11 protein-coding genes are annotated in these 24551 nt (G+C 40.8%); 7 read left to right on the top strand and 4 right to left on the bottom strand.

Annotated elements, in window-relative coordinates; all coding sequences use genetic code 11:
• Nucleotides 1-423: 423 nt before the first annotated feature.
• From GHD25_RS13805 to GHD25_RS13830, 6 genes are all read left to right on the top strand, one after another.
• The gene (locus tag GHD25_RS13805) at nt 424-4554 is read left to right on the top strand and encodes an endo-alpha-N-acetylgalactosaminidase family protein (RefSeq protein WP_240452370.1); all 4131 of its coding nucleotides are present in this window, start codon (nt 424-426) and stop codon (nt 4552-4554) included.
• A 100-nt stretch (nt 4555-4654) separates the two neighbouring features.
• A complete protein-coding gene (locus GHD25_RS13810; RefSeq protein WP_164217803.1) occupies nt 4655-5242 on the top strand; it encodes a CalY family protein in 588 nt (195 codons plus the stop codon).
• 66 nt (nt 5243-5308) lie between these two features.
• Nucleotides 5309-9367 carry a discoidin domain-containing protein gene (locus tag GHD25_RS13815; protein ID WP_164217805.1) on the top strand — a complete coding sequence of 1353 codons (4059 nt, stop codon included), beginning with the start codon at nt 5309-5311 and terminating at the stop codon, nt 9365-9367.
• Nucleotides 9368-9473: 106 nt separating this feature from the next.
• Nucleotides 9474-13232: a beta-N-acetylglucosaminidase domain-containing protein gene (locus tag GHD25_RS13820; RefSeq protein ID WP_164217807.1), complete on the top strand. Its 3759-nt coding sequence runs from the start codon at nt 9474-9476 to the stop codon at nt 13230-13232.
• Between the two features lie 96 nt (nt 13233-13328).
• Complete coding sequence (locus GHD25_RS13825) at nt 13329-14435, top strand: peptidyl-prolyl cis-trans isomerase (RefSeq protein ID WP_164217809.1); 1107 nt, start codon at nt 13329-13331, stop codon at nt 14433-14435.
• A gap of 39 nt (nt 14436-14474) precedes the next feature.
• The gene (locus GHD25_RS13830; RefSeq protein ID WP_164217811.1) at nt 14475-17486 is read left to right on the top strand and encodes an FIMAH domain-containing protein; all 3012 of its coding nucleotides are present in this window, start codon (nt 14475-14477) and stop codon (nt 17484-17486) included.
• A gap of 245 nt (nt 17487-17731) precedes the next feature.
• Here the strand turns inward: GHD25_RS13830 and GHD25_RS13835 are convergent, their stop codons facing one another.
• Nucleotides 17732-19018, bottom strand: coding sequence for a C40 family peptidase (locus tag GHD25_RS13835; RefSeq protein WP_164217813.1), 1287 nt, complete (start codon nt 19016-19018; stop codon nt 17732-17734).
• A gap of 847 nt (nt 19019-19865) precedes the next feature.
• Nucleotides 19866-20627, bottom strand: a complete 762-nt coding sequence (locus GHD25_RS13840; protein WP_164217815.1) for an SDR family NAD(P)-dependent oxidoreductase — start codon at nt 20625-20627, stop codon at nt 19866-19868.
• Between the two features lie 221 nt (nt 20628-20848).
• Between GHD25_RS13840 and GHD25_RS13845 the strand changes: the two genes are divergently transcribed.
• Nucleotides 20849-21019 carry a hypothetical protein gene (locus tag GHD25_RS13845; RefSeq protein WP_164217817.1) on the top strand — a complete coding sequence of 57 codons (171 nt, stop codon included), beginning with the start codon at nt 20849-20851 and terminating at the stop codon, nt 21017-21019.
• A 159-nt stretch (nt 21020-21178) separates the two neighbouring features.
• Here GHD25_RS13845 and GHD25_RS13850 read toward each other — a convergent pair whose 3' ends face one another.
• Together GHD25_RS13850 and GHD25_RS13855 are read right to left on the bottom strand one after the other, a co-directional pair.
• Nucleotides 21179-23299 (bottom strand): SA1320 family protein, encoded by a 2121-nt coding sequence (locus tag GHD25_RS13850; protein ID WP_164217819.1) that lies wholly within the window; start codon nt 23297-23299, stop codon nt 21179-21181.
• 11 nt (nt 23300-23310) lie between these two features.
• Nucleotides 23311-24177, bottom strand: a complete 867-nt coding sequence (locus tag GHD25_RS13855) for a DUF1672 family protein (RefSeq protein WP_164217821.1) — start codon at nt 24175-24177, stop codon at nt 23311-23313.
• Nucleotides 24178-24551: the final 374 nt, after the last annotated feature.

Consider the following 24551-nt stretch of genomic DNA (forward strand, 5'->3'; position numbering starts at 1 on the left):
GATCCGGCTATACACTTTGATATGGCTAATATGCAATGACCGTTTATGTATCTATTTTTTTTGAATAGAGGTTTTTTGGTAAGTTTTCACCCCGATTATCTTTCTAATCCAGTACATTCAAAAGCATCTAGTTAAAAAGATATATTACACATTTTATTTGAGTCTTTATGTCTATATTTCCAAAAAGGAATATCATACTATTGTACTAATTTACTAAATAATATAATAATTAAGCAATAATTATAAAATATACAACAACATTCTTATTGTGAAAGCGCTTCAATTAAAGTATTTTTATATTTATACTGGTAGAGTTCTCTGCACATATCAATTACAGGTCATGAGAAAGGGGGGAAAATAATAAAAAAGTAATGTAATATTGCGGAGCACATTTTACTGTTTATTGAAGGAGGTAAAAAATTAGTGCCGAAAAACATAACAAAAAAGAGCTTTGCCTTGTTATTTGCTTTCATGCTGCTGTTATCTCCCATGTTAACCGCATTTTCACCTCCAGTGTATGCGGCTGCGGAGGGACATGAGAACATTGCAGCAAAGGATACGAAAGAGGAATCAGGTAAATCCGAAAATAGATCAGAAGTAAAAACCTATGAAAATGTAAAAAGCAATTCAATAAAAGAAAACAGTGCACTTGAAGAAGGGGACCTGGAAGTGATCGAAGGCGACGGAACATTAACATACAATGACGATGGTTCCGCCACTTTTGGTGTCACTTCGTATGGAAAGAATAAAATTGTATTTAGTGAAGCAGATGAAATTAAAAATGGAATTTTTGAAGCGGATATTACACCGGACACCGATTTAAATCGGTTTGGCTTCATTTACCGGGTTCAGGATGCCTCTGAATACAAGTATGTTGGAACCGGCGATCAAAATGATCAATATTTCAGTGAAATATTCGGGGATGTCAACAGTTGGACCTCAATGACGAAGGGTGTCCCTTTAGAAGCAGATGAAACATATCGTCTGCGTGTAAGAATTATCGATGATATGGCAGCATTGTATATCGATGGTGGAAAAATGGGGTCCTGGTCACAAAGTGAAGGTGTCGATCAAAAAGGACTGTTCGGTTTTGAAAAAAGCCGCGGTGCAGCAAATATCACGATATCGAATGTAAGCATGGAAGAATATATTGCTCCGGAACCGCCTGACACGGATCCGGTAGAAAATGTGCTAAGTTCCGACTATATGGATGTGACCATTGACGAAACGTTCCCGCGGGTCATTGAATATGATGTGGACGGGAAAATGATGACAGGTCAGGAAACACCTGTTTACGGATTAAAAGTAAATGACATGCTTTATTATCCTGAAGTCAGCTTCCAAAAAATCAGCGATGATGAAGCAGAATATACCATGCATGTGGAAGACAGCTTTGAAGACATTGATGCAGTATTTACTTTGTCCCTCAAAGTAGAGGATAATAAAGTAATTTATGAGTTTGAAGATGTCAGTAATGACGCTGAAACGCGAATTGAAAAGTTTGAACTTGCAGATATGAACCTTATATCAGCAGATGCAAGTCAACAGGATGCACAAGCCAAATTAGCAAATATCAGCACTGACGTCGCAAAACCGGGTGATACTGACATTGAAATTGATTCATCCTTGGAAGAATTAGGTACTTCTTCCGGTCACTACATGGCATTTTTAACAACAGGTGAACTAAGTGCAGGTGTATGGTCCAGCTCGGAAGTGGACGGCTACCATAACCTTCTGGCGAATCGCTATGAAACTGAAAATGGGGATAAGGCAATAGGGATAAGCTCTAATGCACTCTTTTATCATAGAGATTTTATGCCGGAACCTTCCTCAAATAATCCTGTTATCAAGGTTGCTGTTGCAGAAGACGTGAATGAAGATAATAAAGTAGACTGGCAGGATGCTGCCATAGCTTACAGGGATATTATGCAAGATATCCAGGGATGGCAAGACGTGAATAATCTTGTCGGAACACGTATAGTTATGAACTTTGGATCACAAGCACCACAGCCATTCCTGAAGTCTTTGGATAATGTGAAGAAAGTTGCCCTTGCAACAGATGGCTTAAAACAGCCTGTTTTATTAAAGGGATATGGCAGTGAAGGGCATGATAGTGCACATCCTGATTACGGGAATGTCGGCGAACGAATAGGTGGAGAAGAAGATTTAAACACGCTCATTGAAGAAGGCCATAAGTACAACGCTGAATTTGGTGTTCATATTAACGCGCAGGAAACTTATCCAGAGGCAAAAGCATTTGATGAGGACCTGATTGAAGGGCCGAATTCCCGCGGCTGGGGCTGGATAGACCAGGCTTATGTCATTGATAAATTGTATGATTTGTACTCTGGCAGACGAGCGGAAAGACTTGCTGAATTAAATGAAGCAGCACCTGGTCTTGACTTTGTCTATTTAGATGTATGGTATCAGGATCAATGGGAATCGAACCGGATTACAGAACAACTAAATGGCATGGGGTTAAGATTAACTACAGAATTTGGTGATGCTATGCCAAACAGCTCGACTTGGCAGCACTGGGCTACGGATAAGAACTATGGAGGTCCTGAAAATAAAGGACTTAACTCAGATGCATTACGGTTTGTCAGCAACCACCAAAAAGATTCCTGGGTATTAAACTGGCCGGAAGCCGGCGGAACAGCGGACCATCCATTACTTGGAGGGTTTGAATTAGCCGGGTTTGAAGGCTGGCAGTCGGATAAAAACTTTGACAACTTTATCCATAGAACATTTGATATCAACATACCAACGAAGTTTTTACAGAAATACTATGTGACAAACTGGGAAAAAACAGATGGTGATCCAACCGAAACAAACTTGGAAAAAGAAATTAAATTAGAAGATCCAAGCAATGGCGATGTGGTTGTGGTTACGAGAAAAGACGATTCCAGAGAACGTATCATTACTTTAAATGATGAAGTCGTTCTTGATGGAAGCAAGTATTTAATACCTTGGGTGGAGCAGGACTTTGAAACACAGACACCTGACTCTGAAAAGTTATATCACTGGAATCTGGAGGGCGGCGAGTCTGTATGGACACTACCGGATGAGTATGAAGGCATTTCCAGCGTAGAAGTGTACAAGCTCACAGACCAGGGCAGAACGGACAGGCAGGAAGTGGAAGTAATCGATAATCAGGTGACACTGACTGCTGAAGCTGCAACCCCATATATCGTTGTTGCGGGCGATGATGAAGGTGTCCAAGTGGATGAATGGAGCACGGAAGCTCATGTTTATGACACAGGATTTAATACAGGAACCATTGAGGATGAATATACAACCGTAGATGGGGACGCTGAATCTGTGAACGTGGAAAGAACAGCCCAAACAGGTACGGCCCGCAATTTAAGCAGCGGCGATTATTACCTGAATTTTGATAGTCCGGATGAGGAGACGACGGTGTCACGTACGTTAACGGACTTAGAACCAGGAAACGATTATGTGGCAGAAGTTTATGTGGAAAATAAAAGTGATGTGAAAGCAACGTTGGAAGTGCTTGGCGGGGAAGAGGATGTAAGCAACTTTACATGGCGCAGCCTGCAAAAGAACTATGTCAAAGCTGATTCACATGCCACAAATGACGGCTATGACAGTAAAATGCAGCGGATGCAGGTCAGCTTTACAGCAGCAGATGATACAGCAACAATTAAACTGGGCCGTGAAGCCGGAGAAGGACAAACGAAATTTGATGATATCCGAATCGTTCAAAAAACATTGACAAACCATGAATCAGAAGATGTGTTTACACAGGACTTCGAATCAGTTGTGCAGGGTATTTACCCGTTTGTAATGGGCAATACAGAGGGCGTGGAAGATAATCGAATTCATCTGTCTGAGCTGCATGATCCATATACCCAAAAAGGCTGGGCAGATAATGCAGTAGACGATGTTATCGATGGTAATTGGTCCCTGAAGATCAATACCGGAAACAGCGGTCTGAATTACCGCACCATTCCACAGCATTTCCATTTTGAACCTGGAGCAACCTATAAAGTTAATTTTGATTATCAAACAACGGCTGAATCTTACCGATTTATTGCCGGTGATGAAGAAATTGATGTCAGAAACATTGATGATGCAGAAGGCTTAACTGTAAATGAACAGCTCTCTTCCGCAACAGATACGAATACAGCGGAATTTACTGTAACAGGCGCTGAAAATGGACAGACGTACATCGGTATTTTCAATGATGGAACGTCGGTCAATATGCATACAAAGGAAGGCACGTTCATCCTGGATAATCTTCGGATTGAAAAAATCGTATCACCTGTATCAGCAATCTCTGACTTGAAGAAGCTTGTTGAACATTATGATGAAACCGGCAACATCTCAGGAGATGAGGCTGTTCGTGCTATGACACTTCACTTAACAGCATTAGAACAATTTGAAAGAACCGGGGATCATGAAAAAGTCGTTAATCATCTCAACGGATTTAAAGTGTTACTCGATCATTACAGTGCAGAAGAACAAATTTCCGATGGAGCCTATAACACGCTCATGAATGGGACAAACAGGCTGATTGATGAATTAGAGTAAAGATCGAATTAGTTTGGAATGACAAAAAAGAATCGGGTATTCGGATAAACAGGTGAAAACCGTTTCCGAATACCCCTTAACAGAAGGAGAGATAAAATATATGAAACTTAAAAAGCAATTAGGTATAGGAATTTTATCAATGACACTGGGATTGTCGTTAGTTGGCGGCGGAACATTTGCTTATTTCAGTGACAGTGAGACGACGAATAACACATTTTCAGCAGGGACAATTGATTTAACGGCTGAACCTGCAGCAATTCTTGAAGTGGACAATCTCGCACCGGGAGATTCCATGATCCGTGACTTTGAACTGCAAAACACAGGCTCATTGGATATAGAAAAAGTATATTTGGAAACGGATTATCATGTTATTGATGCAGAAGGTGACAATACGGAAGATTTTGGTGAACACATCGAAGTGGAATTTCTGTACAATGTCAATAATCTGGATGAAGTAATTTATGAAACAACGCTGGGCGAATTAAGAGAAATGACTCCTGAAGCGATCAATGAGCATATTTTCTATCCGGCTATTGGGGAAAAAGGATTGCCGGCAGGAGATCAGCATGATTTAGTTGTGAAGCTTAATTTTGTCGATAATGGCGAAGATCAAAACCAATTCCAAGGTGACTCACTGGAGTTGGAGTGGGTTTTCGTGGCTGAACAAGGAGCAGGAGAGGAAAATTAATTTACCAATGTATTCCGCAGGAGGTGGGAGTATTCCTTCCTCCTGTTATTTAAGGAGGAACTTATCTTGGTTAAAAAGAGATCGATCAAACAATTATTCACTATGTTCATGGCTTTGGTTTTAATTTTTCCAAGTGTCTTATCACCCATGAATATGGTTAAGGCGGAAAGCATAGATGAACCAATTTACACTGCTTCCGGTTCAGAAGATGCTGAGTGGGGACCGGAAAAAGCATTTGATGGTCAGTATAATCGTTATGAGGATGAGGATTCCAGATGGGCAAGTGATGCAACGCTTGCTACTGAAGAAGACCCGAAATGGCTGCAGGCGGAATATCCTGAAGCCAGAACAATCGAAGGCTTTAAAATACATTGGGAAAGAGCGAATGTCAACGAATATTCGATTCAAGTATCCAATGATGGAGAGGACTTTGAAACCATTTACCAATCAAATGAAAATAAGCACCAATGGATAGAAACAATTAAACTTGAGGAGGCAATAACCGCTAAATTTGTAAAGCTGGTCATCACGGACTTTGATGAGAATGCACCTGATGTGGAGGGGCCGGTTTCCTGGCCGACTGTCTCCGTTTATGAATTTGAAGTATTGGAAGAACTGGATGCTGCAGCTGTGAAGGGAACGGATAACCTGGCAGAAGGAAAAACAGCAACGGCATCAAATGTAGAAGCAAACACGGATTTTACAGCGGACAAAGCCATAGACGGTGATTTTACGACACGCTGGGCGACAGATCTCAGCAGGGAAATAGAAACGAGAACGCTTGAAATTGATCTGCATGAATTAAGTGAAGTACAGTCCGTCATTATTAATTGGGAACGGGAAGAAAGCAATATCATTGCATTTAATTTAAGCTATTCCGAGGATGGAGAGCAGTATTTTCCGTATGACGAGCAAACGGAAAAATCGAATATTCAACGGCAAATGCTAAATCTGGATAATGCAGTGAATGCCAGGTATTTACGTCTTGATATAACAGAATATGATGGCGGCGCAAATGACTGGCCAAATGTGAGTATTAATGAGGTGGAAGTCTATTCGGAAACAACCACCACAGAACAGCCTGATGAAATAGACTCACTCTCCCAAATAACGGAACTTGTGATTGATGAAGAGAACGCAAAGCTGGATCTTCCAGAAGCAAAAACAGGTGAGTTATCTGTTGTGGGAAGTAATGCACTGCCGGTGATTGATTTGGAAGGGAATGTGGTTTATCCGCTGGTTGATAAAGAAGTAAAAGTGACATTGGAATTGGCGAAAGAAAATCAACCTGACGAAACGAAGGAATTTACCGTTCCGGTAGAAGGAATACATGCTGATGAAGGGGTTAATGAGAAGCCGGATGTTATTCCCGCTCTCCAGGAATGGTATGGTTTCGAAGGGGCAATGACCATAGACGATTCAACCAGTTTAGTAGTTGAAGATGAAACGTTTGAAAAGGCAGCGGAAATTTTCCAAAAAGACTTGATGGATGAGGAAAACATGGAGCTTCCAATTCAAGAAGCAAATGCCAATGCCATTATTTTTAAGAAGGATGAAGAAGGCATTTATGGTGAAGAAGGTTATGGTATTGAAATCAATAATGGAAACATTGAAATCCTGGCCGAGGAATATACTGGCGCTTTTTATGCAACGAGAACGTTACTGCAAATATTAAAAACAAATGATTCGAATGAAATTGCGAATGGTTTAATTCGTGATTATCCAAAATTTGAAATCCGCGGATTCATGCTGGATGTGGGACGTAAATTTACAGATTTGGATTATCTCTATGAATATATGAAAAATATGAGTTACTACAAAATGAATGACTTTCAAATTCATTTAAATGATAACGAACTGGAAATGAGTTTATTTGATTCCATTGAAGATGCCATCGAAAATGGGCATGCAGGATTTAGAATGGAATCAGATATTGTCGGCGAGAACGGGGTTCCATTAACTTCTGAAGATGCCTATTATACAAAAGCAGAATTTCATCAATTTATATCTGATGCTTCTGATTATGGCATGGAAATTGTCCCGGAATTTGATACGCCAGGACATGCCCTGTCCATGGTTAAAGTCCGTCCGGATCTTTATTATAAAGGAGAGATTGTAAACGGCAAGCCACCTGAAGAAGCGGCAGCCATGCTTGATTTATCACATCCTGATACATTGCCGTTTATCAAGTCCATTTATAATGAATATCTCGATGGAGAAAACCCTGTATTCCAGGATTCAACCATTCATATAGGCAGTGATGAATATTACGGCGGAGCGGAAGAATACCGGGCATATGTTGATGACATGCTTAAGTTTATCCGTGATGAAAAAGACCGGACGGTACGGCTTTGGGGAAGCCTCACAAATAAATCAGGCGAAACACCTGTAACGTCGGAGGATGTCCAGATGCAAGTGTGGAATACAGGATGGGCCAATCCCAACCAAATGCTTGACGAAGGATTCGATATTATTAATATTGATGACGCCCAAATTTATATCGTGCCAAGAGCCGGTTACTATTACGATCGTCTGAACCCTGAACATTTATATCAGAATTATGAACCGAATAGGTTTTCAAATGGAACAGTTGTTGATGAATCAAACCCTCAATTCCTTGGAGCCATGTTTGCCCTGTGGAATGATAAAGTGGGCCAGCTTGAAAATGGTATTACCCAATATGATATGTTTGACCGTACGTTTGAAGCGATCCCGGCTATTGCTCAAAAAACATGGGGAAGCAGCACAGATTTATCCTATGAAGAATTTGAGAAAGTGCTTGAACAAACAGGATATGCCGCTGGTACAAATCCGGCCTTCGATATTGAGACCGCTGATTCAACTGTAGTAGATTATGACTTTACAAAGGGCAGTGAAGACCAAAGTGAAAATGGCTATGATGTCGAAGAAGAAATGAATGCGGCTATTATAGAAGGGGAAGGACTTGAGCTGCGCGGCGGTGAAAGCTATGTAACAACAGGCTTATCCGAATTGGGTCCAAGTGCGGCCATGGAAGTTACGCTGACACTGGAAGATACGGAAGGAATCCAGGTTATTGCTGAAAAAAGCAATGATGCAACCTATGCCGACCGCTCCTATCAAAACTATGGGACTATTTATGCCGTAGATGAAAATGGCTATGTTGGCTATGACTTTGGCAATCTTTCCTATTCATTTGACCACAAGTTAACACCTGGGGAAGAAACAACATTAACTTTTGTGACAGACGTGGAAAAGACCCGGCTTCTTGTTGATGGAGAAGAAATACCTTTATTGGAAGAAACCAAAATGCCTTATAACACGCTGGTCCTTCCGCTTGAACGTATCGGGAGCGCGACTGATTCATTGAATGGCGTTATTTCTTCTTTCCATGTAAATAAAGGGAAATATGTGGATCCAACGATCATTGATCCGGAAACGATGAATATTTCTGCTTCCAGCGAGGAATTGGAACAAGGCAATACATCAATGGAAGGTCCGATTGAACTTGCGTTTGATGGAAAATTAGATACGTTCTGGCATTCAAAATGGGATGAAGCTTCCCCATTTCCGGTTGATGTCAGCCTTGAATTGGAAGAAGAAACGGAATTAAGCAAATTTGTATATACACCAAGGCAGGATGGAGCCAATAACGGACATATTACACAATATCGCCTGCAAGTGAGTATGGATGGAGAAAACTTTGAAGATGTGTCTTCAGGAACATGGGAATCCAATTCTTATGTGAAAACGATTGATCTGGATGGCGTTACAGCGAAGTATGTCAGATTTATTGCTGAAGATGGGCAGAATGGCTTTGCCAGTGCTGCACAATTTTCACTTCACAAAGTAATGGAACCGGAAATGCCGGATGATCCAGTTGAAGATATATCCGATTTAACTGAACTGGTTGAGCGCTATGAAGAATCGGGAGACATTGCAAGTGACCAGGCTGTTCGTGCCTTAAAGCTTCATTTAACAGCAATAGAACAATTTGAGGAAAAAGGCGATAATGAAAAAGTTGTGAAGCATCTGGATGGATTTAAGCACTTGCTTGACCATCAAAAAGAGCAGGAACAGATTTCTGATGAAGCCTATGAAACACTTACAGCTGGTGCCGATATGCTGATTGATCATCTCGAGTAATTGATCAAAAAACCAACAATATAAGAGGAAATGAAAGGGTGTTCAGATTATGGCGGTATGTGAAGCGATAATCTGAACATCCAGCTATATGGGAGTGACTGAAACGATGAAAAGAAATTTTGTCATTTTGCTCATATTCATGCTGATTATATCGCCATTTACACCTATAGCTGCCAGTGCAGCTGATCAGGTGAATACTAAAAATGAAGCAAGTGACCGCTATGAAATATACCCGCTGCCGCAGCATGAAGAGGACTTAGGCTCTGATTTTACATTAACAGAAGAAGTGAATGTGATTGCCGAGAGTGATATTGACGAGCCGTCCCTGGAATTCCTTTATGACATTCTGGAAGGAAAGTCCTTGCAAGTAAGTGTTTCAGATGCGGTTGTTTCTGATAAGACAAATATTATGATTGGGACAAAAAATTCAGATGGATATGTGGATCAATATTTCGATGAAAACGTGAATTATAATGAAGATATTTTCAATGAGATTGATCCTTATGTATTAACGATGGATAAGAACCTGGAAGAAAACGGAACCATTGCCATATTGGGAAATGATACAGAAGCAGCCTACTATGGCCTGGCGAGTCTGAAGATGATTTTCGAGCAAATCCCTGACAGGGAAATTCATTCGATGTTGTACGAAGATTATTCAGATACAAAGCTGCGCGGATTTATCGAAGGGTTTTACGGATTTCCATGGTCACATGAATCCCGGATCAGCTTAATGGAATTTGGCGGGAATTTGAAAATGAATTCCTATATATTCGGACCAAAGGATGATAAGTACCATAACAGCCATTGGAGAGAACTTTATCCGGAAGATGAGTTGGAAAAAATCGAGGAGCTTGCAGCGGTCGGCTATGAAACAAAGACCAATTTCATTTGGGCGATTCATCCCGGATTTAATATGATTAATTGGGATGATTATGAGAATGAACTGGATACATTACTGACAAAGCTGGATCAATTATACAGTGCCGGTGTACGCCAATTCGGTGTATTTTTAGATGATATAAGTACGGCACAGGCGCTGGAGGATACGGATGAACATGTAAAGCTGATAACAGATGTGGCTGAATGGGCCAGTTCTAAAGAAGACGTAGAACCTCTCGTGTACACACCGCCATTTTATAATCAGTTATGGACAGGTGAGGCAGGCAAATCTTATTTGGAAGCCTTTCAAGATGTGCCTGAAAATGTGGAAATTATGTGGACGGGCAGTGGTGTAGTAGGTTCGGTTAACGAAGAAGATATGCAGTGGCCAAAGGATTTAACCGGCCGTGATCCATTTGTATGGTTGAACTGGCCTGTAAATGATTATGTGGATTCAAGACTTATGCTTGGCAAAGGGGAAATATTAGAGCCGGGCACACATAATATTGCCGGTGTTGTATCCAATCCGATGCAGCAGGCTGAGTTATCGAAAATCGCTTTATTTGCCGTGGCGGATTTTACGTGGAATGTGGATGATTTTGACGACGGGCAAAGCTGGCAGGACTCTTTCAAATACATTGAACCGGATGTTTCCGAGGAATTAAAAACAATCGCAAGTCACTTAAGTGATCCCTCACCAAGTACGCATGGACTTGTTGTGGGTGAATCCGAATATATTAAAGAGGAACTTAACCAGTTTTTAGAACGCTTTCACGAGGATGAACCGGTAGATGAAGTTGGAGAAGCGTTAATTGCAGAGTTTAATAAAATTCTGGAAGCCATTGAAAGCTTTAAGGAAAATAGCAGGAACGAAAAAATGAAAGAAGAAATAGAGCCATGGCTAAACAGTTTGCATTACATTGTTAAGGCTGATAAGCATGCTGTGAAATCTGTAATGGCATTACAAAATGAAAATGCTGAACAGGCATGGGAAGAACTTGCATCAGCATCAACTGCCCTGGCTAAATCGAAGGAATTCACAGTTGCAAAATTAAATGCTCCGGATGTTACCGTTGAGGCAGGAGCAAAACGCCTTATTCCTTTTGCAAACGAATTATTGGGACAATTGGATGCAAGGATTTTAACCATGGTTGATCCGCAGGCGACGATTAATTTACCTGTCACTTCTTATGAAAATCAAGATATGGGAAATATGACAGACGGGGATGAAAACACGTTCGCATACGTGCAGATTATCCAGGAAAATGGAGACTGGTATGGCTTGGATCTTGGAAAAACGGTTCAGGTAAACAACATTCGCATCCTTCAGGGAAGGGATGATGAAGACCATGATATTTTCCAAAAAGGGATACTGGAATATTCGACAGACGGAGAAACATGGGAAACCATTGGTGACGAGAGAAGCGGGCATTTAATAGAGGCGAAGGATGTAAATATAGATGCAAGATATGTCAGGTATCGCCTCACCCATGCAGGTGTTCCCGGCGGAAAACCGGATTTATGGACGGCAGTAAGAGAATTTACAGTAAACGAAGCTTCAGAGGAAGTCCATACAAATGTGGAAGCACTAAAAAATATCGGGCTGGAAACAACGGATACTTCCGCAAAGCTTGAAAACGTGCAGGATATTACGTTGAAGCCATCAGAATATGTTGGCATTGCATTAAAAACAATAGAACAGATTCAGGATATAGAACTTGCAGCAGGAGATGCAGATGTAACTTTGGAAGCATCTGAAAACGGCGTGGAATGGCAGGAAATCATGCAAGATGATGAGACATACCCAAATGCCGCCTATGTAAGAGTCATGAACAAGACACAGGAAAATCTGGCATTTGATCTGGAGAAATTAAGCATCGAGCTGAATAAATTTACTGAGCCAGTGATCAATCATAATTATGCCAATGTCTATGAAGGCGAGCTGGAAAGTATTTTTAATGGAAATTTAAGCAGCAAAGTATGGTTCGAAGGAATGCAGGATGCTGGAAAATATGTACAGGTTGATATGGGCGGGATGATTGATGTAGAGGATGTAGCCGTTGTGATCAACGACGGAGAGAATGATTATTTTAGAGAAGGGGAATTACAGCTTTCAGCAGATGGAGAGTCCTGGGAAACGATTCATACTTTCAGTAATCCGGAAGACAGAAGCTTAAACTTCCCGGATCATGAAGTCCCTTATCGCTATAAGCGTGTTCAGGCAGATGGACAGGAGGCAAGATATATCAGACTTATATCCACTGAAAACCATCCGTATTGGTTTGCGCTGAATCAAATTATTGTTAATGAAGGAAAAGCGCTCCCGGGGCAAGAAGACTTAACAGTTGATGCTGATCCTGAAGGAGAAAGCGGCTATGAAGCAAGTCAAGTGAAGGATCAAAGGTTAGCCAGTTTTTATACTCCCGGGGGAGATGAAACAGCGGGTTATCTTTCTTATAAACTATCAAAGCAAACGGAACTGGAGGATATAGTTATTCTGCAAAATCCAGCGGCTATTTCCAATGCAGAAGTCACGATAAGAGATGAGAATGGCTGGCATCAGATCGGTGAATTAACGGATTCTCTCAACACATTGGATACATCCGGTTATGAACATGTATTGGAAATTAAACTGGAATGGAATGATGCGGTGAAACCGCAAATTCATGAAATTATTCCTGTCAGAAAACAAGAACCATCAGTAGAGAGCGTGAATGATATTACATTGCTTGTTGAGCAATTTGCAGAAGCGGATGCTTTTGAAAATGAACAAGCCGTGCACCAATTACAGCTCCATTTAACTGCAGTAGAGCATTATGAAAAACAGGAAGATGCAACAAAAGTCGTTAAACATATGCAAGGGTTTATCGATCTTCTAAACTACCAAAAAAATAATGGTCATATCTCTGAGGCAGCGTATAAAACACTGTATGATGCGTCTGAGGTCATTATAGAAATGCGGGAAGCAGAAGATGGAGCGTAATTTCGGCAGTAAATTTACAATCTCTATGGATAGATAAAACAGGTAACCAATTTGTGTATGTAAGCAAAAGTGGAAAGACAGAGGTGATATGCAGAGATGAAAAATAAACATAAGAATCGTAAACAAAAGCTCAGAAGGACAACGCAAAGAAAGAAGCTGTTTATCACCTCTCTCGCTGTGATTTTTATCGGGGCCATTTTTACGATCTTCAGTGTGCAGGGCAGCAGTACACTCGATTTAACCATTGGAAATGAGAAAATTCCTGAAGAAGAATTTCTTCAAGCGATGAACGGGGAAAAGGATGCTGTAACTCAATACTTTCATAAGAAATACGGAACAGGGGCGAGTAATGACTTTTGGCTGCAAGAATTTGACGGTGAGACACCATATAGCATGCTGGCGGACAAAACAATTGAATCACTTTCATTGACACATGCAGCTTATGAAACAGCCAAAGACAACGGATATGTGGATTCGATTAACTATAGCGATTTGCTTGAGAGATTTGAGGCGGAAAATGAGGAAAGGGCCGAGAAAATTAAAAAGGGTGAACCAGTCTACGGATTAAAAGAATTTCCACTGGAAATGTTTATCGAACACGAGCTGGACGGTCTTCAGAAAAAGTATATGAACGATGAGACAAATGAAGGTATGTCCATTTCAGAAGAGGAGGGCAGGAATTATTACGAGGAGCATAAAGATAAGATGTTTGTGAAACATGATGATTTCGAAATGGAGTTTATTAAGATTTACTATGCTGCGCTTGAACTTGAAGAGAGTGAAATTGACAGTTTAGAAGAGGATTTAAATCAGATTTACAAAGAGTTAGCAGATGGCCGCACACTGGGCTCCGCCTTGGAAAACTTCCCTGGACTGGAACCCTATTATGAACATATGGAAATATCATCGGAAGAGGTATCATCACGGGCAAAGGAAGTCGGAGATGTATTAGAACTTGCTGTTGAGTTAGAAAATGGTGAATCAACGGAAGTGATTGACCAAAATGGAAGTTTATATTTAGTCCGCTCGATTGAACGGGTGGAAAATAATTATGTCCCTTACGAAGCAGTAAAGGAGAATATTTTTAAAATAATTCGTGAAGAAAGATATGACCAAATCATAAGTGAAAAAGCAGAGGAAATAGCTGTCACCGGTGATATGGAAGAGGTTTATGATTTTGTAAGGGATCAGCTAAAACAATAGGCAATAGGTTAAAAGAATTGATTAGAGGGGGAAGAAATGATGAAAAAACGGATCTTTTATCTGCTGTTATCCGTCCTGGTTGTGCTGCCGACATTGACACCAGTAACAGAAGCAGCGGCTGTTGAGAATGAAATTGGCACCACTTATTACGTCAGTACGTTAAATGGCAGCGATCATCATGACGGTAAATCAAAAGATAATGCTTTTTATAGTTTGCAAAAAATTAATGATATGGAGTTAGGGCCTGGAGATAAAGTGCTACTTGAAGCAGGTTCGGTATTTACGGATGGCTATTTGCATATTAAAGGGAGCGGTGCTGAAGGAGCGCCAATTATTATTGACAGTTACGGGGAAGGAGAAAAGCCTAAAATACAAACCAATGGACAGGGCATTTGGTATCAGGATTACGGGACTGTTTTGGATAATCCGGGCCATAAAAATAAAGGATATGTTTCCTCTTCTATCTTACTCTATGATGTCGAGTATATAGAAATTAATAACTTGGATATTTCAAATGATCCTGATTTTGATGAACCATACAGCGATTTGAATAAGATGAATCGTACGGGTGTTGCTGCAGTCGCACAAAATAAAGGAACATTGGAACATATTTATTTGCGGGGTTTAAATATTCACGATATACGGGGAAATGTTTACGATAAACATATGAACAATGGCGGCATCTACTTTACTATATTTAAGGCAGACGATGAAGAGCAAACAGGTATCCCGCGATACAATGATGTCCGTATTGAGGATAATATTGTAAATGATGTAAGCCGTTGGGGAATAGCTGTCGGGTATACAGCTTACTGGGAACCTTTTGCCGGTATTGGCGAAATCCCTGACGAAATTGTTGCTGAATATGGGTCAAGTAATGTCGTGATTCGCAATAATTACATTAAAGAACCAGGCGGCGATGCGATCACAGCCATGTATCTTGACAGACCCCTCATTGAATATAATGTTTCTGAAGGTGCGGCCAGCGAAATTAATGACGAGGTGTACACAGAAACGTCATTTAATAAAGTGGCAGCAGGTATTTGGCCATGGAAGTCAAAAAATGCAGTACTGCAATATAATGAAGTGTTTGACACACATTATAACCAGGATGGACAAGCATGGGATGCAGATTATGGCGACGGGACACTTTATCAATATAATTATAGTCATAATAATGCAGGCGGGGCACTTATGGTCTGCTGCGGCGGTGCGGAGGTTGTTAATACCGTTTTCCGCTACAATATTAGCCAAAATGACTTAAGCGGAATTTTAAATCTGCCATCCAATCCAATGGCCGAGATTTATAATAATACCTTTTATATTAAAGAAGGTGTGTCATTTATTCGCGATGGCATGACTGGCGGGACTGCCAATGTGGAAAACAACATTATTTACAATGCCGGCGAATTGAAGGAAGAGGACTGGATAAAGAATTCCAATGTCAATTATAGTCATAACCTTTACTATAACTATGAAAATACACCTGAATCTGATGAATTTGCAATTACGGAAGATCCGCAATTTGCAGATGCGGGTTCAGCGCCTGCATCTTTCACTGACAATGATCCAACGGAAGGGCAATCAGTCACACATGATCGGGATGCATTTGCCGGTTATAAGCTGGAAGACAGCTCCCCGGCCATAAATAAAGGAAAATATATTCCCGGCAATGGCGGAAAGGATTTCTTCGGCAATGATGTAACAGGGACGCCGGATATTGGCGCACATGAATCCGATGCTGTTTCATTGGATATTTATTCGGATGTATATACGATTGAAAATAATAAAATCAAAGGAATCGAACAGGCCGTCACCGTGGAAGAATTTTTAAATAACATCTCCTATGACGACAGATTGTCTGTTGACGTGCATGATGAAAACGGTACGGAGATGGGCGGACATGACATGGTGGAACCAGGGTTTGCTTTTACGTTTTCCCATGACGGGTCCGAGAAAACATACACGGTGACAGGCAGCGACAACAATGAATTACTTGATGCGGCTTATATGGTGGATGAAACAAATAAGGAAATTTTTGTCCCCATCTTAGAAAGTAATCCGACGACAGTGGATGAAATGAAGCATGGAATTGATGTTCATCACACAGCTGAAATGAAAGTATTTGATGGGGAAAATGAAATGGAATCCGATGCCATTATTGCAGAGGATATGCTGTTAAAAGTAATTTCCCAAAATGGTGAAACAAACACCTATACGATCAAAACGAAAAATGACTATCATTATGTAAATGATTTTGTGAATAATCAACAGGGAAATGTTTGGTTTGCGCAAAAGAAAGTAGATGATGAATATAGTAATCTAACCACATTCAGCAATCAATACCCTACATGGGAAGGAAAAAGTTGGGCAGCAGTTGGACTTCAGGGAGGAATTAATGATCCTGTCACTGAAGAGACACATGGATTGCTCGTGGATTCGCTGCAGAAAGCAAGCGGTGAACAAAGCCATGCAATGGCTTACCGTGTGCCTAAGTCGGGAACGATTGAACTGTCTTTCAAGGATGATGAACCATTTTTGCGTCAGGCTTCCCCGGAACAACCAAACACGGGCGGGGATGTGAAATTAGCCATTACGTTGGACGGAGCCACTATCGGTGAAACGTATACGCTGCCGAATGATGGGTCAGTGCTTGAAATGGAGCCAATGGAAATAGAAGTGGAGCAGGGGGAATATTTGCGTATTGAAGCCATTAACGAAGGATCACCTTCCGTGCCTTCGATGTACATTACACCGATGATTGCTTATCAGGAGACAGAAGAAAGCGATGAAATCAGTGCAGCACTGCTGCTGGATAAATTAGCTGAGTATGAGGAAGACTTTTTATCCAAAGGAAATTATCGATCCGTCGAAATTCATTTAACTGCGATAACCAATTATGAAAGACAAGCGGAAGGGGATAAAATTGTCAAGCATCTGAATGGCTTGAAAGAGCTAATAAACTATCAAAAAGAGCATGAGCTGATTTCTGAGGAGGCTCGTGATTTTCTTCAGGAATATGCGGACATGTTAATTGAAGAGTGGCAATAAATCGTGCGGGACAAGGGGGAAATTCCTTGTCCCGCCATTATATTCGAAATAAATTCAGGGCTGCTGCGCTAAAGCTCGGAAAAAGTGAAGCTCGTGCTTTTCCGCTATAAAAGCCCCTGTACAGTAAGTAAAATGAGAGCTTTTATGGCTGCCCGGCTACTCCTGAAAGTAAAGCCCGAAAGTGCCGCCTGGTACCAAACAAGAAAAACTCCAGCCTGCCAGCTGGAGTTTTTACTTAAACCAAATTAATAAAACCGCTTATACCCTTCAAAATGCTTCTTCCAATAAGGATTATCCAAACTTGTCACCGTTACGCCAGTAGACGTGCCGGCATGAATGAACTGGTTATTGCCGGCGTAAATTCCCATGTGTGAGATGCCTGCCCTATATGTGCCGGAAAAGAATACGAGATCTCCCACTTGTGGTTTGTTTACATAGTAAGAACGGTTGTAATAGCCGTCGGTCGATAGGCGGCTGACGTTTTTGCCTGCCTGATTATAGGCGTAATAAATAAATCCGCTGCAGTCAAACCCGCTTGGAGTTGAACCGCCCCATACGTACTTTGTTCCTGACATACTGTTTGCTGTGCTGATAAGCTTGTCCACATTATAGCCTGCGCTGGATGAACCGCCGCCCGAACTTCCGCCTGAGCTGCCGGATCCGCCGGAACTGCCATTAATGTTCAGTTTTTGCCCAATAATAATCAAATCTGAGCTGAGGTTGTTCCACTTTTTCAGGTTAGAAACCGAAACACCGTGGCTGGAAGCGATTCTGGACAAGCTGTCTCCGGATTTTACGGTGTACACCGTAGCACTGCCGGTTTTCCCTGAACTGCCCGATGAACTAGAGCCGCCGGACGAACCTGACGATCCCGAGCTTCCGGATCCGCCGGAGCTCCCATTAATTTTCAGTTTTTGATTTACCCTGATTAAATCAGAGCTTAAATTATTCCATTTTTTCAGGTTGGAAACGGATACGCCATTTCTTGCAGCAATATGCGATAAAGTGTCCCCGGCCTTTACTGTGTATGTTGTTGAGCTGCCGGATGAAGCGCTTCCGCCCGATGAACCGGAATTTCCGGATGAACCTGACCCGTTTGAACCACTGGATCCGCCGCTTTTTACGGCTAACTTATCGCCGGGGTGAATCAACGTGGAACTCAGGTTATTCCAATTTATTAAATTGGACAAAGAAACATTATGTCTTGAAGCGATGCCGCTGAGCGTGTCCCCGCTTTTGACTGTGTAGGTAGTTTTTGAACCTGATGACGAAGATGAGCTGGAGTTAGAACCGGATGAACCGCCTGAACTGCTGCTTGTCCGGATGACCTGATTAGGAAAAATAATGTCTCCGGATAAATTGTTTAAAGACTTTAAGTTGGACACGGATGTGTTATGTTTTTGTGCGATGGTCCACAGGGAATCCCCGTCTTTAACCTTGTAAGAAGCTGCTTCCGCTTCTTCTGCTGCAAAAATCGCTGATGCGATCGCTGCACTTGCTGTTACGGAAAAAATAATTTTCTTGTTAGCCAATGGGCAACCTCCTCATATGTTCATGATTTCCAGTATTTTGACAGGTCTTTTTACTCGGGATTGGGACAAATGTCTCATCCAGTACTTGCCAAATTCTTTGTAACTATGTAAATATCTGTCTATGATGTCATTTGATAGGCGAAATGTACTAAAAAATACGTTACTGTCAAAAAATACTAGTTATAAATTACTAGGAAAGTAATTCCATTATAACGATACTGACATAAAAATGATAGATTACCATGACTTTTGTAATATCTTTGTAATATAAGTCGAACGAAAGTCGGTGTTTGGTTAATTAAGTAGAACATAGAGACGTAAAATTCTGAATTATCGAGAGGGAAAGAACCTTTTCTGCACTTATAAGAATACCTTGGATACGTACAATGCAAACTGTCCTTTAAGACAGAAAGGCTATTAGTTAACGCATTTACCCGTTTTTAAATATGTTTAAACGTAATTTTTACGAGTAAATGAAAATAAAGGAAAGACATGTACCCGGCAAACTTAAAAGTTGAAGCAGGATTGATGCTGAAAGTGCAGGAATAGCGCTTTAATAAAAAAGGACGGGGGAAAACTGCTGGAAAGTTTCATAAGAAAATTTTATATTTGCTCTCATAAACGGTGATTGATAAAACTGGGATGGTTTCGGTATGTCAAGGAAAGATGATAGACGGGGAGCGGTGCCATAAATCCGAGAAGATGTAACCTCCAATTGCAGGAATGGTTTTAGTTTCACTGCTTCTTAAGATGAACCAATCAAAAAAATGGTTCCGATCATCAAAAAACAATGATAAGAACCATTTTATAGTTTGCTGGTTTGGGCCTCTTCAGCACCTTGAAAAGTTTATTGCGCGAGCGTACCGCCGTCCACAACAATCTCTGAACCAGTCATAAATTTGGATTCATCAGATGCCAATAATAAAACTGGATACGCAATATCTTCAGGTTGTCCCAAAATCCCCAGTGGTACTTTAGACTTCAGGTGTTTCTCAAGTTCATCATCCACTGCATTTTTAAACATTGGTGTTTCAACAATACCAGGGTGTACTGAATTTACCCGAATGTTATATTCAGATAATTCCAGTGCAAGAGCCTTAGTCATTGCTGTAGTTGCTCCTTTAGATGCGTGATACGGAATTCCGCCCTGGCCCCCAACCATTGCAGCAGTGGAGGAAATATTAATGATGGAACCGGATCCATTTTTCTTCATAAATGGGACGACTGTTTTCACGCCCAAAAAGTTTCCGGTTGCATTCACATTATAGGGAGCCTGCCATTCATCCAGCGTATATTCTTCAACATGAATACCTTGTTTTCCGGAAATACCTGCATTATTAACTAAAATATCAATTTTTCCAAATCGGCTGATTGCTTCTTCAACAATTTCTTTCCAGCTATCTTCACTGGATACATCGTGTTTCAACCCAATTACTTTATCGTTGCCATTGTCTTTATTAATACTTTCAACCAATGCTGCCAGCGTTTCTTCCTGCAGGTCGGTTGCAATGACACTGGCTCCTTCTTTTGCAAACAACTCTGCTTCCACGGCTCCCTGGCCATTGGCAGCTCCAGTAATAATTGCTACTTTATTTTCTAATCTGCCCAAGACAATATCCTCCTTATTATAAACGCTTAATAGATCATGATTAGTAACTATTCTAAGTACTTATATATATTGTGGGTCAATTATTCTGATATATACAATAAATGAGTGAGTATCTGAACTTGGGAAAATGGATTTGTTACAAAACAGATAAGGTGAAATAAATCCATGTTGTTTACAGATTAGATGTGAACAGGAGGAGCCAGCCTGCAAGTTATTGCTGCGTGCAGAGAGCTGGGGACTTTCATCCCGGCGTTACTTTTATTACTGTGGAAATATTGCTTATGCTGGATGGTATACAGCTGGAATGGCAGCCGATCGGAGAAATAGGGAAGTTTAACGGGGACCGGTATGGAATTCGGAGTATTTTTGCCGGATCAGATGGAAGTAAGTGAATTTAGCACCTTCTCTTCGCTGTCAGCTTTCTTTATGGTTTGATGAGTATTTTTTGGGAAGCAGGAGCGGGTTTTACATGTGTGCTGACGCCTTTACCGTGGGCGCAATCAACATGGTTAAATTTCGCTTCCAGCCAGCCCCCGGATTAAAAATTGATCTTAAATCGTCCCGCGCTCCACCTGATCATTTAAAAGCACCATATTCCCTTTCACGCTTTTGGATACTTCCTGAATAGATGCAATAGCCTTTCCTTCTTCGCTGGAAAGCTGGAAAATGATGTCGTTAAATAAGATTTCCATCTCACGCAAAATGGAAGAAGAAGCGATATTGTATAATCTTACATTCTCATAACGGTTTTTTTCAAATATGGCCGAATCGAGATAAGGCTTGAATTCATCGATTAATTGCGGCAAACCGGCAATCAATTTACTGATACCTCTGCGCAAACCTTCAACAGTTGCTTCCATTTCGATGATAGGCTGCTTCACCGCTGCAGCAGCATCCAGTACTCTTTGCTCAAAATCGGAGAATAAACGAAAAAGAAGGCCGGCAGGATTCCTGTATAATAGATTTCTTGTCGCGGAATTTATATTAACCAAAATAAGTTGAAGTGCACCTTCAATAAGCATAATGATCCCTTGTATCCCTGATAAAATGGGCGTAATTTTTGTTGTTACGATCGACCTCAACGTGTTATGGGCAAGGTTAACCTGCAGTTCTTTAATTTTCATCCTTTTTTCAAGATAGGGCGATTCTTCTATGGTAAAAACACTGGTATGCGGCGCTGTATATGTACCAGAACCTGGGGAGGATTTTGCATCGATCGCATTTGCCAAATCCTGATCTTTGTTGTGAAAAGCTTCCGCTACACCTTCCACCTGCATTTCAAATTGATGCAGCTGGTTAAACACGGCATCACTATTTTTATTGATTATATGGTAGTGATCATTTAATTCACCAACGACCGCATCTACATAAAAATCCTTTCCTCCTTTAAATAGTTCAGGAATATCGTCATAAACAAGGTTCCGGATATTCGAAACCAGATCATCGACATCATTTCTTAAGTCCTGCAAATAATTTCGCAAAGGAGCAAAAAGGCTTTCTACACTTATATCAACGGAAATTATGTATTCGACCAGTTCCATCGGTTTGGAGTTTAACACCGCATTTAAAAATCTGCATTTCTCTTCAGCGATATTCACTAAGGTGATCATCCCATCAATGCAGGATTTAAGCAGATGTCCTGTTTCTGCAATGCCATTAAACATAGGCTCAAGAGCAAGATCATTCAGCATGTTTTGGAAGGTCATCTGCAGTTTTGTCACACGCTGGTCAAATTTCTCCCCTTCATCAACGACAATTTCATGAGAATTCCCCAAGTATCCATGTGCCAGGCTGAGGCGTTCTATGACCGTATTCCTGATCCCGGAAACCAATTGATCCATAAAAGCTTTATCTATTTTAATAGGCTGGGATGATCCGCTGTAAAGCGCTTCACCGGTCCAAATGCTGGTTACAATATGGTCTGCTGCGCCGACATGGATGTGTCCATAGCCCGGTTCACCTTCTGTGCCGATTTCAATGGTAAAATTGCCATTTGCATCCCTGTCCACATATCCTGTATGGTTGGAAACCAAGGCAGCAGGCAAAGGTACCCCATTATGAATGGTATACTTTTCCCCGGGGATTCGGTGGTCCATTCCAATGCTTTTTTGTACGGTAGTAAGGACGTCGTATTCTCCATAGTAATTCGTAATATTCGAATAATTCTTGTCCGGATCTACCATGCCGAACGGGAGGATCGCAGGATTGAGCGTGACTGCTCTTACATCGGGATTTTCTATAGCCACCGCATTTGTATTTGCCCCGCCGAGAGAATTCCCGGTAATCGAATCAACTGGACCGAAAGTATTTTCCACATAATCAAAATAATCATTTGCCGCTTCTAATTGAGCCGGAGGTAATCTGCTCGGTAAACGCAGATTGGTGTCAATCCAGTCTTCTTTGGGCTGTTCGCTGCCTACGTAGACGATGGTGAGTTCGGCTGTTTCTACGTTTTGAACGGTTAGGGCGTCAAGGCCGGTGGGGTGGTCGTAGTTAGTATCGATAACTTCAAATGATTTATTATTAATGTGGATTATGGCCGGTTCAAATGGTTTATTGTAGGCATGGTATCCTGCCAATTCTACCAGATCTTTATCCTGTGTAGCATTTTGCTCCACATCATTAACGGTTGCATAATTCAGTGTATTTGATGGGTTAGTTCTAACTTTCAATTTTTTCCCCCCTAATCCTTCACAATTTTGTTAGGTGTCTTTCTTTCTAATGTATTATCTTTTTTGCCGCTTCCTCTTGTTTTATCAATATAATTATCGTTTAAATAGATGGAGTACGATCCCTTTGGAATACCTTCCATCTCCTCGATACCTGAAACTAGCTTATTGAAAATATCTTCGTCGGGCTGTGCGTCATTCTCCTCCATGTAAAATTCTATACCAAAAATCATATACCTGGGTTCGAAAGAATTTTCATTAAAAAATTCTTTTAATTCCTGCTTTGTAATATTTGGGTTCTTTTTATATTGGTCGTAAAGATTTTCAAATACTTCTCCAGCAGCAGCAATATGATAATAAGGTGTAGTAAACCCTCTGCCCCCAACATTCTCAATTGCTTCAATTGAACCACCTATAACAGGATGTTGTTCAGCAAAACCTTCAAGGTAGTTATCTAATGTTGAAAATTCTTCCTCGAAAGCCATTGCGTATAACCCACTTTTAATGGCCGTTTCAACCTCACCTTCTCGAGTCCATACAGAATCTGTTTTAATTTCCTCATTCTGAAGATCAATAGGCACAATAGCGATGGTATAAAAATGAGGCTCACCAATCGATTCCACAAACACAGTAACCCCATCCATCGCGCTTACAATATTATGTACTTCCACCTCAACGCTATAATTATCCAGAAAATACTGCTGGACAGCAGATATTACTGTATCGCGGTTTTCCTCGGCAATTTTTCCGTATTCTTCGTTAGCGTCATAAAGGGTATAACCTTCCCCTGTATAATCCTGAACCCTTACATAATTTTCTTTTTCATAATCGTCCTGCTGGTTTTCGTTTTCTGTTGTTTCATTGTTATCTGCACCGCTCATGCTCATGCATCCCCCTAAAAAAATCGGTATCAAAAATATGCATATTAAAAATGATTGCTTTACTTTATTCACGCTAACACCTCTTGTGTTAATAAAATTTAAAAAACTATGTATCCATCAGTATAGGATATGAAGGGACTTTGTAAAAGGATTTACAGGTAAATTTTCGGAGAAATAAGTAAAAGGATAGATTGTTAGTGAGGTAATAGGTAAAAAGAATTAGATTTAATGAAATATAAAGGTCCCTTTAAAAGACTGGTCAGTATGTATCTCTTACTTAATCAAAATATGCTTTTAATTACACTGGAGGTATTCTACCCGGGTAAACGTAAATTGGTGTCAATCCAGTCTTCTTTGGGCTGTTTGCTTCCAAC

Source organism: Virgibacillus aidingensis (assembly GCF_010994035.1).
In the GTDB taxonomy this organism is placed as follows: domain Bacteria; phylum Bacillota; class Bacilli; order Bacillales; family Amphibacillaceae; genus Virgibacillus_N.